Raw genomic sequence first — 21,200 nt, forward strand, 5'->3', positions numbered from 1 at the left:
ATTCAAGCTTTTTAAGTTAGCCAGTTTTCAGTAAGTAAAGCACTACACCTCTTTAATAACATGACCTACATTGATTGAATCATCCGATTTCGGAGTTGATTTTTTATTAGCGGCATCTTTATCCAGCCCTGCCGCATAATCCCGCACATTCTGAGTGATTTTCATTGAGCAAAACTTAGGGCCACACATCGAGCAAAAGTGCGCCGTCTTATGCGCGTCTTTAGGTAAGGTTTCATCATGGAACTCACGGGCGGTATCAGGGTCGAGCGCCAGATTGAACTGGTCGTCCCAGCGGAATTCAAATCGGGCTTTAGATAACGCATTATCACGAGCTTGTGCGCCGGATGTCCTTTGGCAAGGTCGGCGGCATGAGCAGCGATTTTATAGGTGATGATACCGTCTTTAACATCTTTTTTATTAGGCAGACCTAAATGCTCTTTTGGCGTGACATAGCAGAGCATTGCCGTGCCAAACCAGCCAATCATCGCCGCACCAATCGCACTGGTAATATGGTCGTAACCAGGTGCGATATCAGTGGTTAGTGGCCCTAAGGTATAAAAAGGTGCGTCGGCACAAACTTCTAACTGCAAATCCATATTTTCTTTAATACGGTTCATTGCTACGTGACCGGGACCTTCAATCATGACCTGTACGTCATGCTTCCAAGCCACTTGGGTCAACTCGCCAAGGGTACGCAGCTCACCAAATTGCGCCTCGTCATTGGCATCTTGCAAACAGCCTGGACGTAAGCCATCGCCTAGACTAAACGCCACATCGTACTGCTTCATAATCTCGCAGATATCTTCAAAATGGGTGTATAAAAAGCTCTCTTTATTATGAAACATGCACCACTGCGCCATAATAGATCCGCCACGCGAGACGATGCCCGTTAAGCGTCCAGCAGTTAGCGGCACATACCGCAGCAGTACACCGGCGTGAATGGTGAAGTAATCAACGCCTTGTTCCGCTTGCTCAATGAGCGTATCGCGGAAAATCTCCCACGTTAAATCTTCTGCCACGCCATCGACTTTTTCGAGTGCTTGATAAATAGGGACGGTACCAATTGGTACGGGCGAGTTACGAATCAGCCATTCGCGCGTTTCGTGAATATGATTGCCAGTCGACAAATCCATGATGTTGTCCGCGCCCCAACGTGTGGCCCACGTCATCTTGGACACTTCTTCATCGATAGAAGAGCCTAGCGCTGAGTTACCAATATTGGCGTTAATTTTAACCAAGAAATTGCGTCCGATAATCATCGGCTCAGATTCAGGGTGATTGATATTGTTTGGAATAATCGCTCGCCCAGCCGCCACTTCACTCCGCACAAACTCAGGGGTAATAACCGTCGGCGTATTAGCGCCAAAGTTATCACCGTCATGCTGACGCATATCGGTCAATTCGTGCTGCTTTTGGGTTTCGCGAATGGCGATATATTCCATTTCTGGGGTGATGATGCCGCGGCGTGCATAGTACATCTGCGTGACGTTGCCAGCTTTGCCATCGACATCTTTGGCGCGGCGAGGTTTGTCGATATGAGCAAATCGTAGATTGGCAGTGCTGATATCGCGGGCGCGTGCCATTCCGTAAGAGCTAGACAGTCCGCTTAATTGCTCGGTATCACCGCGCTCATTTATCCAACCTTCACGCAGTTTCGGCAAGCCTTTCGTCAAATCAATCTCGACGTTGGGGTCGGTATACACGCCTGATGTGTCATATACATAAAAGGGTGGGTTCTGTTCCCATTCGTTCTCAGAAACGCCTTGCACAGGAGTAGGGTCAAGCGTGATTTCACGCATGGGTACTTGAATATCGGATCTAGAGCCTTCGATATAGACTTTACGAGAGGCGGGGAGTATGCGGTGTAAATCGCGAGCGTCTTCTTCAAAGCGTGCATCACTAGCACTGCGGTGAGCAGGGGTCTTTAACGCATCTGTCTTAGAAGGTTTTTGAGAAGGAGAAGTGGCTAATAAAGTTGTCATATGCTGTCCTAGCGTGTTGGTTTTTGAATAAAAGCAACACCGCCAGTAGCTGCGGGGGGTAGCACCTGTGATCCAGACAAATTCAGCTCATGAGCATTAGCCTACGACCAAAAAACATAGTCGCGGATGATGCTCATCAAACGTTGGACGCAGCTTTATATCAGTCTTCACTACTTAATAGTACATCAGGCACATTAAGGGAGTAATGAGGATAAAAAAGGCATTTCTGCACGTCCTTTGCCATAAATAACAAAGTGCTTAAGACTTCCCTGCGTCGGTACTAACCGCATCAGGTTCGGCGGGTGATCTCTCAGCGAATGTATAAAGACGACTACTTTAATAAAGCAAGTTTAGTAAAGCGAGCCAATAATACACCGCACCCCGAGTCTGTCAGTGTTGTAAATCAACTCAATACTAACAAAGTTCTGCAATGAGGCTAATGATATTTAGATGAAAATATCAGGCGTTGAGTTTGAGGTTCGATGTTTTTATGAGAACGACTCTAGAGTACCAGTGATTGAAATCACTTGATATTACTGAGCTGTAGATAGCTTATCTAAATATTATGTAAAGCGAATGAAAGATTCTGGAGGTTGTCATTAAACTGTCATAAAAATTTGGCAAGATAGCACGCATGTCACAAACAATGCTTTTTTGTATCGTTGTTAAACTTTAGGAGTCCTACATGCGTTATTCGTTATTAGCAGTGGCCGTTAGTTGTACATTAGTGCTTACGGCATGTAATAAATCGACTGAAACGACAGAGCCAGCTGCGGATAGCAGTAGCGCTGTCACCACCACTGAAGCAACTACTCAGACAACCTCTGCTTCTGCAGCAGGTTTTAAATCTGCTGAGAATATCGCTATGAATATCACGGGTGCAGGGGCATCGTTCCCGCAGCTATCTATGCTAAATGGTCTTACGACTATAACGCTGCTACCGGTGGTCAAGTCAATTACCAGTCGATTGGCTCTTCTGGTGGTATCAAACAAATCGAATCAAAGACAGTCGATTTTGGGGCGTCTGACGCGCCGATGACGCCTGAAGAGCTAGACGCAGCAGGCTTAATTCAGTTTCCGACGGTTATCGGTGGCGTCGTGCCAATCGTCAACATCGATGGTATTGAGCCGGGCGCGTTGAAATTAGACGGTGCAATGTTGGCAGACATCTATTTGGGTAAAATCAGTAATTGGAATGACCCTGCTATCAAAGCCATGAACCCAGATTTGACTTTGCCTGATGCCGCTATTACGACAGTATTCCGCTCAGACGGTTCAGGGACAACGTTTAACTTTACGGATTATCTTGCCAAGGTTTCACCAGACTGGAAAGACAGCGTCGGGGTTGATAAAACAGTCAAATGGCCAACTTCTGCGACTGGTGCAGGTGGTAAAGGTAACGAAGGGGTTTCAAGCTACGTCAACCGTATGAAAAACTCTATCGGTTATGTGGAATATGCTTACGCTAAGCAAAATAACATGTCACATACTGCATTGAAAAACGCTGCTGGCAACGTCGTTCAACCATCTGCTGAGACATTTGCTGCGGCAGGTGATATCGACTGGTCACAGCAAGCAGGCTTTTATAAAGTCATCACCAACTCTGAGACTGAGCAAGCATGGCCGATCGCTGCTGCGACCTTTATCTTGGTACATAAGCAGCCAGAGAATCCTCAGCAAGTGGCTGGCGTGTTGAACTTCTTTGATTGGGCTTATACCCAAGGCGACGATGATGCCATGGCACTCGATTACGTACCATTCTCTGATGCAGCGGTTGCCTTATTCAAGGAAAAATGGAACGAGGTAAAAGGCAGTGATGGACAGCCTGTTTATAAGCCTGCTCAGTAACCTGTTTCTGCTAAATATTCTTTAATATCTTGTCAGTGCCTTACTAGTCCCTTTCGAGTTATCCTCTCGAATAACTATTCTCCGGTAGTTATTTGAGAGGTTTTATCACAGCAAATTTGATGACAAGTTTGTTGTGATAAAACCGAATGAATGCTTCTACTATTTTGACTTGATCCTATTTAATGCTGAGACACTTATGAATGATTTAAGGTCCCAACTGGCTAAACAAAAGCGCTATGACTTATTGTTTGTGAATGCTACTAAGGCTTTTGCCATATTGGTACTCTTATCGTTGGGCGGCATTTTAGTCTCCTTGATCATCGGAGCATGGCCGAGCATTCAGGCATTTGGTCTTGGATTTTATACCAGTAATAATTGGGATACGGTCGCCAATGAGTACGGGGCTCTTGCCCCTATTTATGGCACGCTAGTAACGTCATTTATAGCTATTCTTATTGCAGTACCAATCAGTTTTGGCATTGCCATATTTTTGACCGAGATGTGCCCAACCTTCCTCAAAAAACCACTTGGTATTGCCATTGAGTTATTAGCGGGTATCCCTTCTATCATTTACGGTATGTGGGGATTGTTTGTCTTTGCGCCTTTCTTCGGTGATCACATTCAGCCTTGGTTTATTGAGCACGTCGGTCCATTGCCTATCATTGGCAAGCTATTTACGGGCGCGCCAATGGGACTGGGTATGTTTACGGCATCCCTTGTACTCGCCATCATGATCATTCCATTTATCGCCGCTACCATGCGCGACGTCTTCTCTGTTGTGCCAGACCTGCTTAAAGAATCAGCATATGGTATGGGCGCAAGACGTGGGAAGTCATGTTCAAGATCATTTTGCCATATACCAAAGCTGGCGTGGTTGGTGGCGTGATCTTAGGACTGGGTCGGGCATTGGGTGAGACGATGGCAGTGACTTTCTTGATTGGTAATGCCTTTAATATCAGTCCGAGTCTATTTACCTCTGGTGTCACCATTACCTCAGCTTTAGCCAACGAGTTTGCCGAAGCGTCGAGTGAGCTACATTTGGCTTCCTTATTACATTTAGGCTTAATCTTATTTGTCATCACCTTCATTGTACTATCTCTAGCAAAACTCATGCTCATGCGCATGGATCACAAGGCAGGCAATCGGTAGTCGTTTGACAATCTCGATAGGTGTTTTACGGATTTATTGGACATCAATAAACATTGATAGATATTGATAAAAGATATGGGAAATAAATAGTATGGCTGCTAACAATGCGATCAATGCACCACTACCGACTCAGCCAAACAGCGCTAGCCGCTACAATCAAAACCTTTATAACAAGCGCCGTTTGACCAACAAGTTAGGTCTAGGCTTTGCCATGTCGGCGATGGTTTTTGGACTATTTTGGTTGTTTTGGATATTGTTGACGCTCTTTGTTGAAGGCTTTCAAGGTATTGTGCAGCTGCCTATTTTTACTGCTGATACACCGCCACCGATGAGTGCGGGCGGGCTGCGTAACGCCATTGTCGGTTCAGTAATGCTCGCGTTTTCAGGATTGTTTATCGGTGCACCTATTGGCCTCATGACGGGTATTTATTTATCCGAGTTCGCTCAAGGCAGTATGCTTGGCAAGGTAACGCGTTTCTTAAATGATATTTTGTTATCCGCACCCTCGATTGTGATTGGTCTCTTTATTTATGCATTAATGGTAAAAGGTCAAAGTTTCTCTGGTTGGGCAGGCGCGTTGGCCTTGGCATTAATCGTTATTCCTGTGGTCGTGCGTACCACTGAGAATATGCTCAATCTGGTTCCTAATAGCATTCGTGAAGCGGCTTACGCACTTGGCACACCCAAGTGGAAAATGGTGACTCAAGTAACGATTAAGGCGGCTAGAGCAGGACTGACCACTGGGGTGTTACTGGCATTTGCTCGAATCACCGGTGAGACAGCACCGTTGCTATTTACGGCGCTTAACAACCAATATTTCAGTACAGATATGGGTCAGCCTATTGCCAACTTGCCCAATACCATCTACCAGTTTGCGATGAGTCCTTATGATAACTGGCATACCTTAGCGTGGGCGGCAGCGTTGCTGATCACGACCTCTGTCTTGGTATTAAACATTTTGGCAAGGTTCATCGGTAGTAGAGGTCAGGCTAAATAAAGACTGATGGTAAATTAAGGCTTGTCCTAGATTACCTCGAGCATTTACTTCCATTTATATTCATTGAGCTGGGTTGGAACATATTATGAATGACGTCATGAGTAAAATCCGTACAAAAAAGCCTGTCGATAAATTCAATGCGGCAGATAAATTTAATCCAACAACAGACAGTTTATTAAACAGACCGATGTCGACGGCAGCACAAATAGAGCAGCCAGATATTGCCAGCCTAACCAAACAGACGCTTCATGATATTCCCAAAAACATGCCTGCAGCAAAAATGCAAATTCGAGATCTGAATTTTTATTATGGTGACTTTCAAGCGCTAAAAAATATCAATATCGATATTCCTGATAAAAAAGTCACTGCTTTCATTGGTCCTTCAGGTTGCGGCAAGTCGACGCTGTTGCGTACCTTCAACCGTATGTATGATTTATATCCAGGTATGCGGGCAGAAGGCAATATTAATCTTGATGGCAACAATATCTTGGGTAAAGACGTCGATGTCAATTTGCTACGCGCCCAAGTCGGTATGGTCTTTCAGAAACCAACCCCGTTCCCGATGTCAATCTATGACAATGTCGCCTTTGGAGTACGCCTTTATGAAAAGTTGAGCAAGGCTGAGCTAGACAATCGGGTAGAGTGGGCACTCAAAAAATCTGCATTATGGCCAGAAGTAAAAGACAAGCTCAAAGCATCAGGGCTTTCGTTATCAGGCGGTCAGCAGCAACGCTTGTGTATTGCGCGTAGCGTCGCGACCAAGCCTGAAGTATTGCTGCTTGATGAGCCGACATCAGCGCTTGACCCTATCTCGACAGGTGCGATCGAAGATTTGATTGAAGACTTAAAACAGGATTACACCATTGCCATTGTCACGCATAACATGCAACAGGCCGCGCGCGTGTCAGATTACACCGTCTATATGTACTTAGGCGATATGATTGAGATGGGCGAGACCGACCAGATATTTACCAAGCCTGCCCAAACCGCCACAGAAGATTATATTACGGGTCGTTATGGCTAACATCGCGGTCTGAGCAAGGACGACGTGCTCGATATGTTCAATAAGATATCGTGAGCCAATCTGTTCGACTCAACAGCCACACCGCGCTACCAAAATATGGATTTTAGGGAATACCTCTTATGCAAAGCGATAAGCATATCTCCAAAAGTTTTGACCAAGATCTTGATGAAGCTATCCGTTTATTTTTATACATGGGTGATAGCGCGGCCAACCAAGTGGCGAAAGCGATCCATGCGCTTATCGATAAAAATGAGACACTGGCGCAAGAGGTGATTGATATGGACTTTGATATCAATCGAATGGAAGTCGAGTTGGATGAGCATATCTTGCTATTGGTCGCCAAACGCCAGCCCGCCGCCAGTGATTTACGCTTGGTCATGTCCATCAGTAAAGGCGTGGTTGATTTAGAACGCATCGGTGATGAAGCTGTCAAAATCGCTCAGATGGCCAAAAAAATTGCGGCACAAGGTAAACTGTCATACGGTTATGCGGAGGTGCAACACCTCAGCAATCAGGTTCGTTTGATGCTGCACAATGCGCTAGAGGCATTTAGTCAATCGAATGCTGAGCAAGCGTTTGAGGTCATGCGTAACGATAGCATGGTCAATGATGAGTATCAGTCAGCCATCCGTGCTTTGATGACCTATATTATGGAAGATTCACGGCACGTTTCAAAAGTTATCAATATTATGTGGGTATTGCGCGCGCTTGAGCGGGTAGGCGATCATGCACAAAATATTGCAGAACTGGTGATTAACTATATTAGTGGGCAAGATGTGCGTCATTCCGACTATGCGCTGGTCGAAAAAGCCGTGCAAGAAGCCAATGACCGTATGGCGGCGCGCCAAGTCAGCACCCTGTCTGCCACTAAACCTGCCGTCAATTCAGCCGCTGATTTTGTAGACTCAAACGGTGATGAGGGCTGAAAAAAACAGTTCATCGTTAATTTTACATCCAAAAAAACGCGCGATATTAAATAGCGCGTTTTTATTTTATGGCAATAATAAAAAACAACTAGCTCTCCGGCGTCCAACCTTGTGCACGCTCATAATCTTCATTATCTAAAAATTTATCCCGTTGTTCGGTGAGGAATTTTTTGGCAGCAGGATCTAACATACTTAGATGGTTTTCGTTAATCAGCATCGTTTGCTGTTCAAGCCATTCTTTCCACGCTTTGTCAGATACCGTTTCTTGTAGCTCCTGACCTTTTTTATTAGGAAAAGGCGGGTGCGGCATTTTTGGCAATTCTTGCTGATACTTACGGCAAAATACCGTATTGGCTTGCGGATTAAAAGTTTCAGTCATAAGGCGTTCCTTATTATGGTTTGGTTATTATAAAAATATGTTATTGAATCACTCATGAGAATAGTTATACCAAACCCAAAAAGTAAGATTAGCTGTGTCAAACTCGCTTAGCCTACAAGGCGTAGTACTTTCACTCGTTTTCCTTGCTACTCTAATTTCTGTGAATGGTATTAGTTAGCACTTATTCAGCATGAGCGCCTTAAATATTATTAGCTGAATTTACTTTACCTCATCATGGTATCAAAAACACCCGCAGCAGGGGCGGGTGTTTTTTATGGTAAAAGCTGTCAGGTCAACAATGCGCTTTTACGCAAATACCTCTAAACGGCTGCGACCGCGAGCAACGGCTTGCTTAACTTGATTTGGTGCTGTACCACCTAAGTGGTCACGGGCTGCTAATGAGCCTTCTAACGTTAAATATTCAAAGACATCATCACCGATTGCATCGCTAAACTGCTGTAGCTGTGCCAATGATAAATCACTTAAATCAACGCCCTCGGCAATACCCAAAGCAACGGCATTACCGACCACTTCATGCGCATCACGGAACGCCACGCCTTGGCGTACCAGATAATCTGCAAGATCAGTCGCAGTCGCATAGCCTTTCATCGTAGCGGCGCGCATGTTTTCTTTATTTGGAGTGATATTCGGTAGCATATCAGCAAAAGCCAATAAACAGCCGGTAAGCGTATCGACGCAATCAAACAACGGCTCTTTGTCTTCTTGGTTGTCTTTGTTATAAGCCAGTGGCTGACTCTTCATTAGACTTAAAAGTGTCATTAACTGCCCAAAGACACGTGCTGCTTTACCGCGGACCAACTCTGGCACATCAGGATTTTTCTTTTGCGGCATGATAGATGAGCCAGTACAAAAGCGATCAGGGATTTGTACAAAGTTAAACTGCGCTGACATCCATAGGATAATCTCTTCGCTCATCCGTGACATATGCATCATCAAGATAGAAGCGGCTGAGGTAAATTCAATCGCAAAGTCACGGTCTGATACGGCATCAAGCGAGTTTTGGCAAATACCTTCGAAACCTAACAACTCAGCAGTAATGGTACGATCGATTGGGAATGTCGTGCCAGCAAGGGCAGCACTACCAAGTGGCATCTGATTAATACGGCGGCGCGCATCGACCAGACGTTCGGTATCGCGATATAACATCTCAAACCACGCCATGACGTGATGACCAAAGCTCACTGGCTGCGCCGTTTGTAAATGCGTAAAGCCGGGCATAATAGTGTCAGTATGCTGCTCAGCCAAATCAAGTAAACCACTTTGCAAGCGTACTAATAAGGCAATGATATTATCAGTCTCTTCGCGTAGCCAAAGACGAATATCGGTGGCAACCTGATCGTTACGGCTACGACCCGTATGCAGTTTTTTACCAACAGCGCCGATGATGTCAGTCAAGCGCGACTCAACATTCATGTGCACGTCTTCTAGCGCGATTGACCAGTTAAACTCGCCAGCCTCAATCTCGCGCAGTACCTGATGCAGACCATCAATAATGGTGGCTACTTCGTCAGCGGTCAAAATGTCACATTCTTTCAGCATGGTCGCGTGGGCGATTGAGCCTTGAATATCGTGACGCGCAAAGCGTTGATCAAAGCCAACAGAGGCGGTGAAGGCAGCGACAAAGCTGTCCGTCGCTTCACTGAAGCGTCCGCCCCACATCTGCTGACCTTGGCTGTTTGAAGGACTGCTTACAGGGTTGTTTTGTGCAGCGTTATTTGTTATCGGAGCATCTGTGCTAGAATCAGAGACAGATGGGTTTACATTTGATTCGGGACTACTAGGTTTTGAAGAATTGGCGTTCATATCGGTACAAGACAAGTCAGCAGAATAAGAGCTCAAGTATAGCAAAGGATGAGGTTGCCTTACTAGCGGAGCGCTTAGAGTTTTTTATTCCTAAGCTCATGGAAGTCATGAAGCCTTGGCAGTGGTTCATTTATATCTTTTTTTGGTCACTATTTGTCACGGTAATAAATCGCTATGATATTGCCACGTGGTCAGATTTTTTGATTCAGCTGTTTAGCAGAGTCCTGCAAAACACCTTGAGTATTATTCCTTCCTTATACCTCATTGATTATTTGCGCCCCATTTTTAAGGGCATGAGTATACCTAAAGCCAGCATGTATGTGCTTGCCTTACTCATGGTGGCATCTACCATATCCATGATTTTAGTCATGCTGGTGATGATTAATATTGGTTGGTTTGAATATGATCGTCAGACTTTTATTCTAAATATATTATTTAATGTATTGATTAGTGGTGGCTTTACCTTGGTGTTCTTACTGTATTTTTTACGTCGTTATCGTGAGACGAATGCGCTCAAACAATCGTTTGAGCAGAAATTGAGTGCACAAAATGATGTGATCAAAGCGCGAATTGCCCCGCATTTTTTCTTTAATACCATTAATACCCTTGTGTCACTGATAGAGTCCAATCCAGCAAGAGCTTCTGCTTTATTACAGCACGTTTCTGCCTTATTCCGTGCCAGTTTCAATGGGGCACGAGAGATTAGTTTTGAAGAAGAAATTGCTCTTTGTGAGCACTATCTAGCGATTGAGTCTAGCCGCTTAGCGGATAAGCTTGAAGTGAGTTGCAATTGCCTGACGAAGATGTCATGTATGACATGGTGATTACCGCCTTGACCTTACAGAGCGTGCTAGAAAAAATGCTGCTGAATGTGGTGGAGATGACCACTGAAACCATTTATATCAATATTAGAGTCACTTGGCAGCAGCATCGGGTTGTGATTACGATTGGTGTCGCGCTGCCGAAAAAAACCATGATTATTAACCATGATTTACGTCAGCACATGAACTTTTATATTCAAGCGGAACGTTTACGGGCTTATTTCGGTCAAAGTGCGGATATTAAAAGTAGCGTTACCAGTAGTCGAATTATTACCGTCATCGACTATCCGCTGCAAGATGTTAGTTTATGACCGTTTTTTTTGGGCTTAATTTTGTATTTTATTTCTCAAGAAATAGGTATGGCATAGTTATTGCACCATCTTTATAGCTAATGGGTTGTTTTACTTTATATTTAGCCATGATTCCCCATAAAAATTATTATCGATAAATGCATCGCAATAAAACTCAATGCACAAGGCTATCAACGTCAATATAGCCAGTTATTGTTTTATGAAATAATTAAAGGTTTTTATGCTAAGTGATTGGTAATGAGTGCTAATATGTTGGTAAGGCCATTGAAAAAAATACTAAGTTTATCCTGGGATTGGAGTTTGCATGCGTATCGTAGTTTGTGATGATGAGCCACTAGCACGTGAGCGTTTGGTTAGAATTGTACAGGAGTCAGGTCATCAAGTCGTTGCTCAAGCAACCACGGGTGCAGAAGCCATTATCGCTGTCAAAACTCAGCAGCCAGACATCATATTATTAGATATTCGTATGCCTGAGATGGATGGGGTGCGCTGTGCGCAAGAGCTTGCCAAACTTGAGCATCCGCCAGCCATTATATTTGTCACCGCTTATGATCATTATGCCATTGCCGCGCTAAAAGCCAATGCGATTGGTTATTTATTAAAGCCTGCCAATAAAGATGAGTTACTAGAAGCACTAGATAAAGCGAAAAATTTGAACGCGGCGCAGTTAAATGAGATTCGTAAACTCGAAGACCCAACAGCGCGTCCAGTACGTGAGCATATCGCTGCTCGTACTCACCGAGGCGTTGAGCTCATCAAGCTCAAAGACATCTATTATTTTACCGCCGATCAAAAGTACGTCAAAGTCCGTCACAAAGATGGCATTGTCCTGATTGATGAGACGCTAAAAGAGCTTGAACAAGAATTTGAGGATCGGCTGTTTCGGGTGCACCGTAATGCCATCATCAACCTTAGTTTTTTGGACTTTTTAGAAACGTTGGATGCAGGACAATATCAAATACGCTTTAAAGGCATTGATGAGACACTTGCGGTTAGCCGCCGTCACTTACCTGCATTACGTGACAAGATTCAAAGCATGTAAGCTGCGGTTTGCATAGTGAAATAACAGCAAAATAACCGTGAAATAATCATCCCATATCATCAAACCCTTATTTATGCTTAAATAGGGGTATTTTTTTTGCGTCAGCATTGACTATATATGGTTTATATCGCCCATTTTTTGTGGAAAATTTACAGTATTGTTTAATACTGACCTGCATAGTACTGACGTGAACAGTATCGAATTTATTGAGGCCCTTTATGAGCAATCCGCAGCAAACTGCTTTGACTACCTTGAATATCGCCACGCGTCAGAGCCCTTTAGCATTATGGCAAGCTGAGCATATCCGTGCTCGTCTACTAGATTTGTATCCTGAATTGACGATTAACTTGCTAAAAATTGTCACTAAGGGTGACAAGATTTTGGACACACCTTTGGCTAAAATTGGCGGTAAAGGTTTGTTTGTCAAAGAGCTTGAGCAAGCGCTATATGACAAACAAGCGGACATCGCGGTACATTCATTAAAGGACGTACCGATGCAGCTTCCTGAAGGCTTGGTGCTAGGCGTCTATTGCAAACGCGCCTCACCGACTGATGCTTTTGTGTCTAACACCTATAATAGTATTGATGAATTGCCGCAAGAGGCAGTCGTTGGCACGTCAAGTTTGCGTCGTCAGTGTCAGCTTAAAGCCTATCGCCCAGACCTGCAAATCAAAACCTTACGCGGTAACGTTGGTACACGTTTGGGCAAGCTAGATGCTGGCGAGTATGATGCGATTATTTTAGCAACCAGTGGTTTGCAGCGTATTGAGCTGGATGAGCGCATACGCGGCGAGCTTGATATCAATGCCTGCCTGCCTGCGGTTGGTCAGGGCGCCTTAGCAATCGAATGCGTGAAGGTGATGATGAGGTGTTAAAATTACTGGCACCACTGAATGATGATAAAGCTCGTATCCGCCTCATTGCTGAGCGCGCGCTAAACCGTCACTTAGAGGGTGGCTGCCAAGTGCCGATCGCCGCTTATGCCGTGTTACAAATGGCGGATGAAACGAGCAGCAACAATGATGATAACGGTGACAATGGCAATAACGACAACGGCAATGTGTTATGGCTACGTGGCCGCGTCGGTCAAGCGGATGGCAGCGAGCTGCTAAAAGCAGAAAAACGCGTCACGTTGATCGGCACACAAGCCGAGCAAGAAGTACAGGCTAATCAGCTTGGTATTGATGTTGCCAATATACTGCTTGCCGATGGCGCGGGTGATATCTTATCCGCGATTTATCATCCTGAATAACAGGCCAGTATTTTGATTATCTTAGTCATAGCCCCAGTATTATTGATGCTAGGGCTATCGTTAAGCCAATTCTATCAGTCTTTTGTCATGGTACGTCTATGTCATCAACATTAAATCACGCCCAGCTTATTGCTAACAGTCAATCAAATAATGAGTCATCACTCACGCAAGTAGTCATTAATACTCGCCCAGTAGAGCGTGCCGCTGCATTGACGGATCATCTACAAGCAGCAGGCTGACGGTGGTAGAGATACCGATGTTGACGTTACAATCGCGCCCAACGACTGAGCAAGACATGACGCTGATGCGCCAATGGCTAGCAGGCGATTATAAGGCGCTTGTGATTGTTAGCCCAACGGCGGCCGCTTCAGGACTGACTGTTTGGCAAGCGCTTGAAGATGAGCGCCAAGCTCAAAACGATGACGATGACGATGATAATAATAATGAGCGAAAAGATATAGCAATTAATGCTCTGCAAGCTCCGAGCTACTTGATTGCCGTGGGTGAAGCGACCGCGTCGGTATTAAATAATACCAAAATCGAGGCATCGAATTACCAAGTGCTTCAGCCTCACATTGCTAATAACGAAGGTATGCTAGCGATGCCTGAGATTGAGCGTTTGCAAGCAGGTGACAAGTTGCTCGTTTGGCGCGGATTGGGTGGTAGGCGACTATTGGTCGATACGTTGCTGGCACGCGGTGTGCATATCGATAGCATTGCTTGGTATGAGCGCATAATGCCAGTCGAGGCAATGACTCAATACGAGCAATGGCTACAAGGGTTTTTAGCTCGCCAAGATGTGCAAGATACATCAGCTAGTCAGCCAAAGCCAATCGTTGTCATCAGTAGCGGTACAGCCTTTGAGCATTGGGAAAGCATCGTTCGGGCTGTAGCAGAAAAGGCATTAAAGCAAGAAACAGCCAGAGAAACCCCCGCTATTTTGCCCTATAAATTGTCAGACTTTGCTTATGTGGTGCTGGGTGAGCGTTTAGCCAATATGGTCGCTGAGCAGCAGTTAAGTTATTGGCGTGTGGAAGATTTGGCGCCAGAAACCATTCTTGCTGCTATCCATGCTAAAGCCTGTTAAATGTATAAATGTACCAACCGATGATCTGTCCTTATCTATTATGTTTCACTTTTTATTTATTCGCTTTAAACCTGTTTTGGCCAAAATAACGGTGCTGCCTTATGTCAATCAATTCTGAATCGTTATCTCAGGAACCTTCTGCTACTCAGCAGCGCCGACAAGCAAATGTGTTTTTGTTGCGCCTGCAGTGGCTGGTTATCTTGTTGCTTATCGCCGCCCTATTGTGGCTCTACATCAGCCAGCAGCGTTTCCAGCATAGTGTTAATGAGCGTTTGCAAAGCAACGAGCAAGTCGTCAGCCGTCTGAATGAGATGGATGACCGTCTATTTGCGATGAGTCAGCAGACGCTGCCAGAGCCTCGATCTGCCGCCAGTAGCCAAGCGCAAAACCAGTTAGATTTATTGCGTATTCAGATACAAGCCGCTGATAGATTATTGGCAGACAATAACGATAGTGCAGCGATTGATTTGTTGCGTGGTCTACATTGGCAGCTTTCGCAAGGTAGCAATGAGATTGCTCCAGCGCTAACGGTTGTGATCAAACAAAGCTTGATGAAAGACATCGAACGTTTGCAGGCAAGCAGCACTCAGCCCAGTCCTTGGCAGCTACAAAACCTCGCCATCCAAAATATTCAAGAGTTTTTGCACAGCTATGAGCGTGTGAGTAGCGAGGCGACACCGCACAATAGCACCGATAGTAATATGAGCCTCTCGCGCAAACAACTGACCATTCACGAAGTGATTATGACCTTGAATCTAGCCAGTCAAGCCAGTAATATGCGCGAACAAGAGCAGCTGGTTGGTTATCTGCGTCAAGCACGAAATCAACTACAAACCTTGGTGCCGAAGTCTGCTATTCCGCAACAGTCAGCGCCAAAGGCAGCCATGACTAATACTGAAAACGCTTCTAATGCTGCGTCCGCAGGCAAAAAACAAACCTCTATCGACAAGAACCTACAAACCAGATCCTCTCCGACAAATATCGCAGAAGTCATAGATTGGTTAGATAAATTGATTGCCAATGCACCGAAACCAACGCCATTGTTGACCACTCAGATTTTGGATAAATCTCAGCGTTAGTGGTTCAGTGGATGTTGATTGATAGATTTATGAATATAAAAATAAGAGAAGTGACGTTATGGAAAGTTTGAATCAAGCAGCACATGCAGCCTCTAATACCGCAGATAATCATCCTGACGAATTGTCTCATTATCCCATTATTCATCATCAGCCATTCACTGGGGCGAGATGGATGCGTTTAACCATTTAAATAATGTGATTTATTACCGTTATGCTGAATCAGCGCGAATTGGCTATTTGCAGGCGCTAGGTATGTTTGATGGCAGTATGGTGACGGTATTGGCACAATCAAGTTGCCAGTATTTACGCCCAGTGACTTATCCTGATACTTTGCTATTAGGAGTGCGCTGTCAGGGCTTGGGCAATACGAGTATCGTGATGGAATATAGCTACTATAGCACCGCGCAAGCGGCTATCGTCGCGACAGCTGAGGCAGTCGTGGTACGTCTCGATAGTGAGGGAAAGTGTAAGTTAGCTTGGACAGAGGAAGAGCGCGCTCGGCTATTGGCATTAGAAGCGAAAGTTGGTCATATACTGAAGCTTTAGTACTAAATATTAAATAAATGAAAAAAAGGCACGCTAACGTTATGTTAGCGTGCCTTTTGCTATGTGGCTGATATCGAATCAATCAGTCAAATATTAATCTTGCTTTGGGGCATGTACGAAATCGATGACGTTCAAGTCAAAGCCTGATAATGCGTAAAACTTCATGGGTGATGATAATAAACGCATATCACGAACGCCTAAATGACGCAAAATCTGTGCGCCAACACCAATGCTGCGATACGGCTGCTGAGTAATGGTCGATTGCGATTCATTGTCTGCCGCTTTGTCTAACGCCTCTCCTAAATCTATTGGCTGGTTGCTGCCAATCCAAACTAATACGCCGCGATCTGAATTACTGATTTCCTCCAGTGCTGAGCGCACGCTCCAGCCACTACGACCCGTCATATCATTTTTGGCAGCAAACAAGTCGCGTAGTGGGTGAAAACCATGGACACGGACGGTGCTGACGCCTTCGCTCACATCGCCTTTTACCAAAGCCAAATGCGTTTCATCAGCGCCAAATTCGCGGAAGCATGTAGCGTAAAGGTGCCGTATTCCGTTTCAAAAGGACGCGATTCAATTTCTTCTACCGTTTGCTCGTTCGCGATGCGGTAGTTGATGAGGTCAGCAATTGTACCCATCTTGATGCCATGCTCTTCGGCAAATATCTCAAGGTCATCACGGCGCGCATCGTACCATCAGCATTGATGATTTCGACAATCACTGCTGCGGGCTCAAGCCCTGCTAGGCGTGCTAAATCACAACCAGCTTCGGTATGTCCAGCGCGGTGCAAGACGCCACCATTTTGAGCCATGATTGGGAAGATATGTCCAGGCTGGACGATGTCTTCAGGTTTTGCCGAAGAAGAAACCGCGGCTTGAATTGTACGAGCGCGATCAGCAGCAGAGATACCCGTGGTAACGCCTTCAGCGGCTTCGATAGAAACCGTAAAGTTGGTGCTAAATTTTGCCTCGTTACGATCAGACATCAGCGGCAACGCCAACTGTTGGCAGCGTGCTTGTGACAAGGTCAAGCAGACCAAACCACGTGCATGAGTAATCATAAAGTTAATATCTTCAGGGCGCACATGGGTCGCTGCCATAATGATATCACCTTCATTTTCACGGTCTTCATCATCCATTAAGATGACCATCTTGCCAGCACGAATGTCTTCGATAATCTCAGGAATCGTATTTAAACTCATAGTAAGTCTCAATATTTTATTATTTATAGATAGGTGTGATGTGGAATATAAAGCATTGTCTGTCTATTGTAGCAGTAGATGCTACAGAGCGCTGTTGCGGTTAGGCAAAGTGCATGGAATCAAATTGATCCACCGTAGACATTATCTAATCATTGCTTATATATCAATATGAGGACATTTTAACGCTTTTCAGCCCACTATGCTGCTTCATCTCGAAACTATATGGACCAGTCTGTCAAATATAGTGATAAGTATTATTAATGGTCACGACGATTCATGTATTCAATGACGCAGTAAGCAATGGGATAATCGACATGTGAGCCATCAGTCGTTGCTGGCTGCTTGGCTTTTTAGCCAATCCATAAACTGTTTGCTGTGTTGCTCGCGCTGGTTGTCGGCAAATTCATAAAAGCTGGTTCCAACTAAATTGTCTGGCAAATAGCTTTGCGGATAATAGTGATTGGGATAATCGTGTGGATAGGCGTAACCTTGACCATAGCCTTGATTACGCATCAGTTTGGTTACGCCATTACGTAGGTGTAGCGGCACAGGTGAGGCATCTTTTTCTGCCAATGCCATCGCCGCATTGATGGCTTTATAAGTGCTGTTACTTTTGGCACTGGTCGCCAAATAAACCACTACTTGCCCCAAGATAATACGCGCTTCTGGCATACCAATTGACTGCACACTACGTAATGCTGCATCGGCAAGCAGTAAAGCATTAGGGTTGGCATTACCAATATCTTCACTGGCCAAGATGACCAAACGCCGCGCGATAAAATCAGCAGGCTCACCGCCCACTAACATCCGCGCCATCCAATAAAGCGCAGCATCAGGGTCTGAGCCACGTACGGACTTTATCATCGCCGAGATAATATCGTAATGCTGCTCACCATCTTTGTCATAGCGTACCAGCGCGGTCTGAGCAACACGAGCGACCAATTCATCGTTAATGACAAGCGGTGATTGCTTAGTGTCCGCCGTTTGAATAGCCAGCTCTAATAAATTTAGCGCCTTCCTAGCATCGCCATGCGCCAGTTGGCTGATAGTGTCCTGTGCTTGTAAATCAACCGTCAAATTCTTCAGCACTGAATCTTCTGAAATTGCCCTTTGCAATACCGCACTGATTTGCTCAGGCGTCAGTGGCTCTAAACGATACACTTGGCAACGTGATAGCAGCGCATTATTGACACTAAAGGAGGGGTTTTCAGTTGTCGCACCAATCAAGGTAATATCACCAGATTCGACCGCGCCCAGTAAGGCATCCTGCTGAGCCTTGTTAAAGCGGTGTATCTCATCGATAAAAACCACTGGCGATTCAAATGCTAATGAGTCCTTATTGTCTAACACTTCTCGCAGCTGTTTGACCCCAGTATTCAAGGCAGACAAGGCATGAAAAGGTCTGCCAACAGCATCAGCCAACAGCATGGCAATAGTCGTTTTGCCGATGCCAGCTTCACCATGCAAAATAATCGATGGCAGATGTCCTTGTTCGACCAAACGCCGCAAGGGCGCACCTGCTGCCAGTAGATGTTCTTGACCAATGATTGCATCAAGTGTCGTTGGGCGCATACGCTGGGCAAGGGGTGTGTCGGCATGAAAATTAGGCGGCATAGAAATCTCTATTATCAATTTAAACAGCTATCAATTAGTTCATGACGACAGTGATTAATGGGTTTTTATTGCTGCATCTAAATGACTACATCCTAGATTACATTCATCATTGCTATGGAAAAAGACCATATCTGTCTGTTTGGCATGATTTTCGCACTAATGAATATTAGACATGAGTAGTAAAAGTAGGCTAATTTATAAAGATGCTATTTGGTATGTGTCTTGATATGTGTCATACACGATAGGCTAACGCAGATTTACGTTAATAAAAGTCAATCAAGTGTACAGCTTATGTCCCAAATACTTTGATTTTTATGCTTTTATCCCTATTAACGGTTCAGCAGCATTGATAGATCGCAGATATCACGCCCGATTTACGACCTATCATTTGTGATTATCCATTCATTAGGCATAAGGTATTACCGTCATGATGTCTCCGCCGATATTGCAGCGCTTGTTTGCTCGCTATTTATATCGCAGTGCCAAACAGCAATCACGTTTGCTTACTACAGGTGAGATAGCGCTGGCGCGTTCAGTATTTGGCGACAGTATCAATCTCGATGAGGTTCAGCTCAAGACTGCTTGGTGGGTGTTGAAACATTATGCCGTTAGTCCTAATGGCAATATTTATTTTAACCCAGCAGATTGGATAATAGATTTTAGCGATGCTTCATTGAGTAAAAAAAGTTGGCTGATACATGAATTGACCCATGTATGGCAATTACAGCAAGGCTTAAAAGTGGTGCGCGGTGCACTTATTGATCGCCGCTATGATTATGTACTCAAGACAGGCAAATCCTTCTTTAACTACGGTATCGAACAGCAGGCGCGTATGGTTCAGGATTATTTTATTCGTCGTCAGCGTGGACAAGACTGTCAAGCGTTAGAAACTTGTATTCCATTTTTAATCGTGAAGTCTGACGACAATATGAAGTGATATCCATTGGCAATGGATTGCCATGACGACTTTGGTTTTTATTATTTTGCCTTAACAAGGACACGTACCCTTATGTTTAAATTTTTGCCGAAAAAGCCCAATTATAAAATGAGTAAAGGTGTGGTTGATGATTCTATCAATCAAAACAACACCCTTTTACAGCACTCGTCAACCTTGCTTGCGGCAACACTCAGCGGCGTATTGCTGTTAAGTGGTTGTCAGCAGCAAGCAGAGACTCAACCTGCGCCAGAAGACAGTCAGAGCGTTGAAAAAACGAGCACTGAAGACAGTCAGCCTATGCGGCCAAGTGATTCTGCTGCTACCCGTATAAAGCAGTTTCAGCCTATATATGTCGCGCAAGCACAAAGGCTACAGCGTCGTTTACAAGCAGAGTATGAATCCCTACAAGCCGCTGATAGCTTAGATAGTGAGGATTCATTGCTGATAAATGATGATACTGCTAGCGATACTAATACTGATAACGTGATGGAGAATAACAGCGATACAGCTGATAGCAACACACCATCTGCTGAAATCACAGATGATGAAGTGGATATCTCCGCTGAGGCTGATATCAATACCAGTACGGAAGTTGGCGAGCGTGATTTAACGGTGTTAAAGCGCATTAGCCTTGAGCCGCGTAAGCCTGTCATGCTAACAGAAGATCAAATCATCGAAAGCTACCAGCAAGCGATGGAAGCGCTTTATCAGCCTGTGACGACGCCTCTTAGCGCAGAAGATGTTGATACGTTAATTAATATCGCAACATTGGCTCCGCAGTTATTTGAGCATGCAGAAATTGCCGGTAGGCTCAGTGCCAAGAGCCCAGCATTAGCGCGTTTGATTATTCAGCATCAGGTTTGGGAGCAGATAGAAGCTCAGCAAGTGATTGATATGCAGCAGATGAAACTGAATCAACAAAAAGAATTTGAGACGCTTATGACTAAGTTTAATGACACCATTAAAGGTTATGATGAGCAAATTGCCAAATATGAGCAAACACTAAAAGAATTCCAGTAGCCGCAATTCTGTCACTCACTCAGTTATTCATTCAGTAACGGATAGGGTTTCTATAAAATGTAATGTGGCTAACCGTATCAAATGAGACGGTAAGAACCATAAAACATGAGCCATAAAAAAAGAACCATAAAAAATCCCGCACGATGGCGGATTTTATG

At 44.7% G+C, this 21,200-nt stretch carries 14 protein-coding genes, 6 pseudogenes and 1 riboswitch; of the genes and pseudogenes, 15 read left to right on the plus strand and 5 right to left on the minus strand.

The genetic code is table 11. From position 1 onward, the window contains the following. Window positions 1-42: 42 nt before the first annotated feature. Window positions 43-1,982, minus strand: a pseudogene (thiC, locus tag TT12_RS11190) (phosphomethylpyrimidine synthase ThiC). A gap of 249 nt (window positions 1,983-2,231) precedes the next feature. Beyond that, a riboswitch (TPP riboswitch) is annotated at window positions 2,232-2,376 on the minus strand. Window positions 2,377-2,667: 291 nt separating this feature from the next. Between thiC and pstS the strand changes: the two are divergent. The 5 genes and pseudogenes from pstS (at window position 2,668) to phoU (ending at window position 7,926) form a co-directional block, all read left to right on the plus strand. Continuing rightward, window positions 2,668-3,830, plus strand: a pseudogene (gene pstS, locus TT12_RS11195) (phosphate ABC transporter substrate-binding protein PstS). 196 nt (window positions 3,831-4,026) lie between these two features. Then, window positions 4,027-4,979: pseudogene (gene pstC / locus TT12_RS11200) on the plus strand (phosphate ABC transporter permease subunit PstC). Between the two features lie 91 nt (window positions 4,980-5,070). After that, window positions 5,071-5,976, plus strand: coding sequence for a phosphate ABC transporter permease PstA (gene pstA / locus TT12_RS11205; protein ID WP_045454893.1), 906 nt, complete (start codon window positions 5,071-5,073; stop codon window positions 5,974-5,976). Between the two features lie 97 nt (window positions 5,977-6,073). Further along, entirely contained in the window at window positions 6,074-7,000 is a 927-nt protein-coding gene (gene pstB, locus TT12_RS11210) for a phosphate ABC transporter ATP-binding protein PstB (protein WP_201502068.1), read from the plus strand. 119 nt (window positions 7,001-7,119) lie between these two features. Then, complete coding sequence (phoU, locus tag TT12_RS11215; protein WP_045454895.1) at window positions 7,120-7,926, plus strand: phosphate signaling complex protein PhoU; 807 nt, start codon at window positions 7,120-7,122, stop codon at window positions 7,924-7,926. Window positions 7,927-8,014: 88 nt separating this feature from the next. Here phoU and TT12_RS11220 read toward each other — a convergent pair whose 3' ends face one another. Together TT12_RS11220 and argH are read right to left on the minus strand one after the other, a co-directional pair. Then, on the minus strand, window positions 8,015-8,305 hold the full coding sequence (locus tag TT12_RS11220) for an oxidative damage protection protein (RefSeq protein WP_045443086.1): 291 nt from the start codon (window positions 8,303-8,305) through the stop codon (window positions 8,015-8,017). Window positions 8,306-8,611: 306 nt separating this feature from the next. Then, complete coding sequence (argH, locus tag TT12_RS11225; RefSeq protein ID WP_045454898.1) at window positions 8,612-9,985, minus strand: argininosuccinate lyase; 1,374 nt, start codon at window positions 9,983-9,985, stop codon at window positions 8,612-8,614. Between the two features lie 125 nt (window positions 9,986-10,110). Between argH and TT12_RS11230 the strand changes: the two genes are divergently transcribed. The 8 genes and pseudogenes from TT12_RS11230 to TT12_RS11255 all read left to right on the plus strand — a co-directional run bounded on the left by TT12_RS11230 (window position 10,111) and on the right by TT12_RS11255 (window position 16,267). Continuing rightward, window positions 10,111-10,953 (plus strand): histidine kinase, encoded by an 843-nt coding sequence (locus tag TT12_RS11230; protein ID WP_243443621.1) that lies wholly within the window; start codon window positions 10,111-10,113, stop codon window positions 10,951-10,953. Then, window positions 10,920-11,261 carry a hypothetical protein gene (locus tag TT12_RS17535; RefSeq protein WP_243443622.1) on the plus strand — a complete coding sequence of 114 codons (342 nt, stop codon included), beginning with the start codon at window positions 10,920-10,922 and terminating at the stop codon, window positions 11,259-11,261. The genes TT12_RS11230 and TT12_RS17535 overlap by 34 nt, the downstream gene beginning before the upstream one ends. A gap of 304 nt (window positions 11,262-11,565) precedes the next feature. Next, a complete protein-coding gene (locus tag TT12_RS11235) occupies window positions 11,566-12,303 on the plus strand; it encodes a LytR/AlgR family response regulator transcription factor (protein ID WP_045443089.1) in 738 nt (245 codons plus the stop codon). Window positions 12,304-12,521: 218 nt separating this feature from the next. Beyond that, window positions 12,522-13,555: pseudogene (gene hemC / locus TT12_RS11240) on the plus strand (hydroxymethylbilane synthase). Between the two features lie 98 nt (window positions 13,556-13,653). Next, window positions 13,654-13,794, plus strand: a complete 141-nt coding sequence (locus TT12_RS17540) for a hypothetical protein (protein ID WP_243443623.1) — start codon at window positions 13,654-13,656, stop codon at window positions 13,792-13,794. 17 nt (window positions 13,795-13,811) lie between these two features. Further along, a complete protein-coding gene (locus tag TT12_RS11245) occupies window positions 13,812-14,642 on the plus strand; it encodes a uroporphyrinogen-III synthase (RefSeq protein WP_243443624.1) in 831 nt (276 codons plus the stop codon). A gap of 101 nt (window positions 14,643-14,743) precedes the next feature. Beyond that, window positions 14,744-15,721 carry a hypothetical protein gene (locus TT12_RS11250; protein ID WP_045454901.1) on the plus strand — a complete coding sequence of 326 codons (978 nt, stop codon included), beginning with the start codon at window positions 14,744-14,746 and terminating at the stop codon, window positions 15,719-15,721. Window positions 15,722-15,779: 58 nt separating this feature from the next. Next, window positions 15,780-16,267: pseudogene (locus TT12_RS11255) on the plus strand (acyl-CoA thioesterase). A gap of 93 nt (window positions 16,268-16,360) precedes the next feature. Here the strand turns inward: TT12_RS11255 and ribBA are convergent. Next, window positions 16,361-17,471, minus strand: a pseudogene (gene ribBA, locus TT12_RS11260) (bifunctional 3,4-dihydroxy-2-butanone-4-phosphate synthase/GTP cyclohydrolase II). A 324-nt stretch (window positions 17,472-17,795) separates the two neighbouring features. Beyond that, the gene (locus tag TT12_RS11265; RefSeq protein ID WP_045454903.1) at window positions 17,796-19,085 is read right to left on the minus strand and encodes a replication-associated recombination protein A; all 1,290 of its coding nucleotides are present in this window, start codon (window positions 19,083-19,085) and stop codon (window positions 17,796-17,798) included. Window positions 19,086-19,515: 430 nt separating this feature from the next. On the opposite strand from TT12_RS11265, the gene TT12_RS11270 reads away from it, so the two are divergent. Beyond that, the gene (locus tag TT12_RS11270; protein WP_045443744.1) at window positions 19,516-20,022 is read left to right on the plus strand and encodes a hypothetical protein; all 507 of its coding nucleotides are present in this window, start codon (window positions 19,516-19,518) and stop codon (window positions 20,020-20,022) included. Between the two features lie 72 nt (window positions 20,023-20,094). Further along, window positions 20,095-21,042 carry a hypothetical protein gene (locus tag TT12_RS11275; RefSeq protein ID WP_045454905.1) on the plus strand — a complete coding sequence of 316 codons (948 nt, stop codon included), beginning with the start codon at window positions 20,095-20,097 and terminating at the stop codon, window positions 21,040-21,042. Window positions 21,043-21,200 lie beyond the last annotated feature (158 nt).

The sequence above is a fragment of the Psychrobacter sp. JCM 18903 genome, from assembly GCF_000586475.1.
In the GTDB taxonomy this organism is placed as follows: Bacteria; Pseudomonadota; Gammaproteobacteria; order Pseudomonadales; family Moraxellaceae; genus Psychrobacter.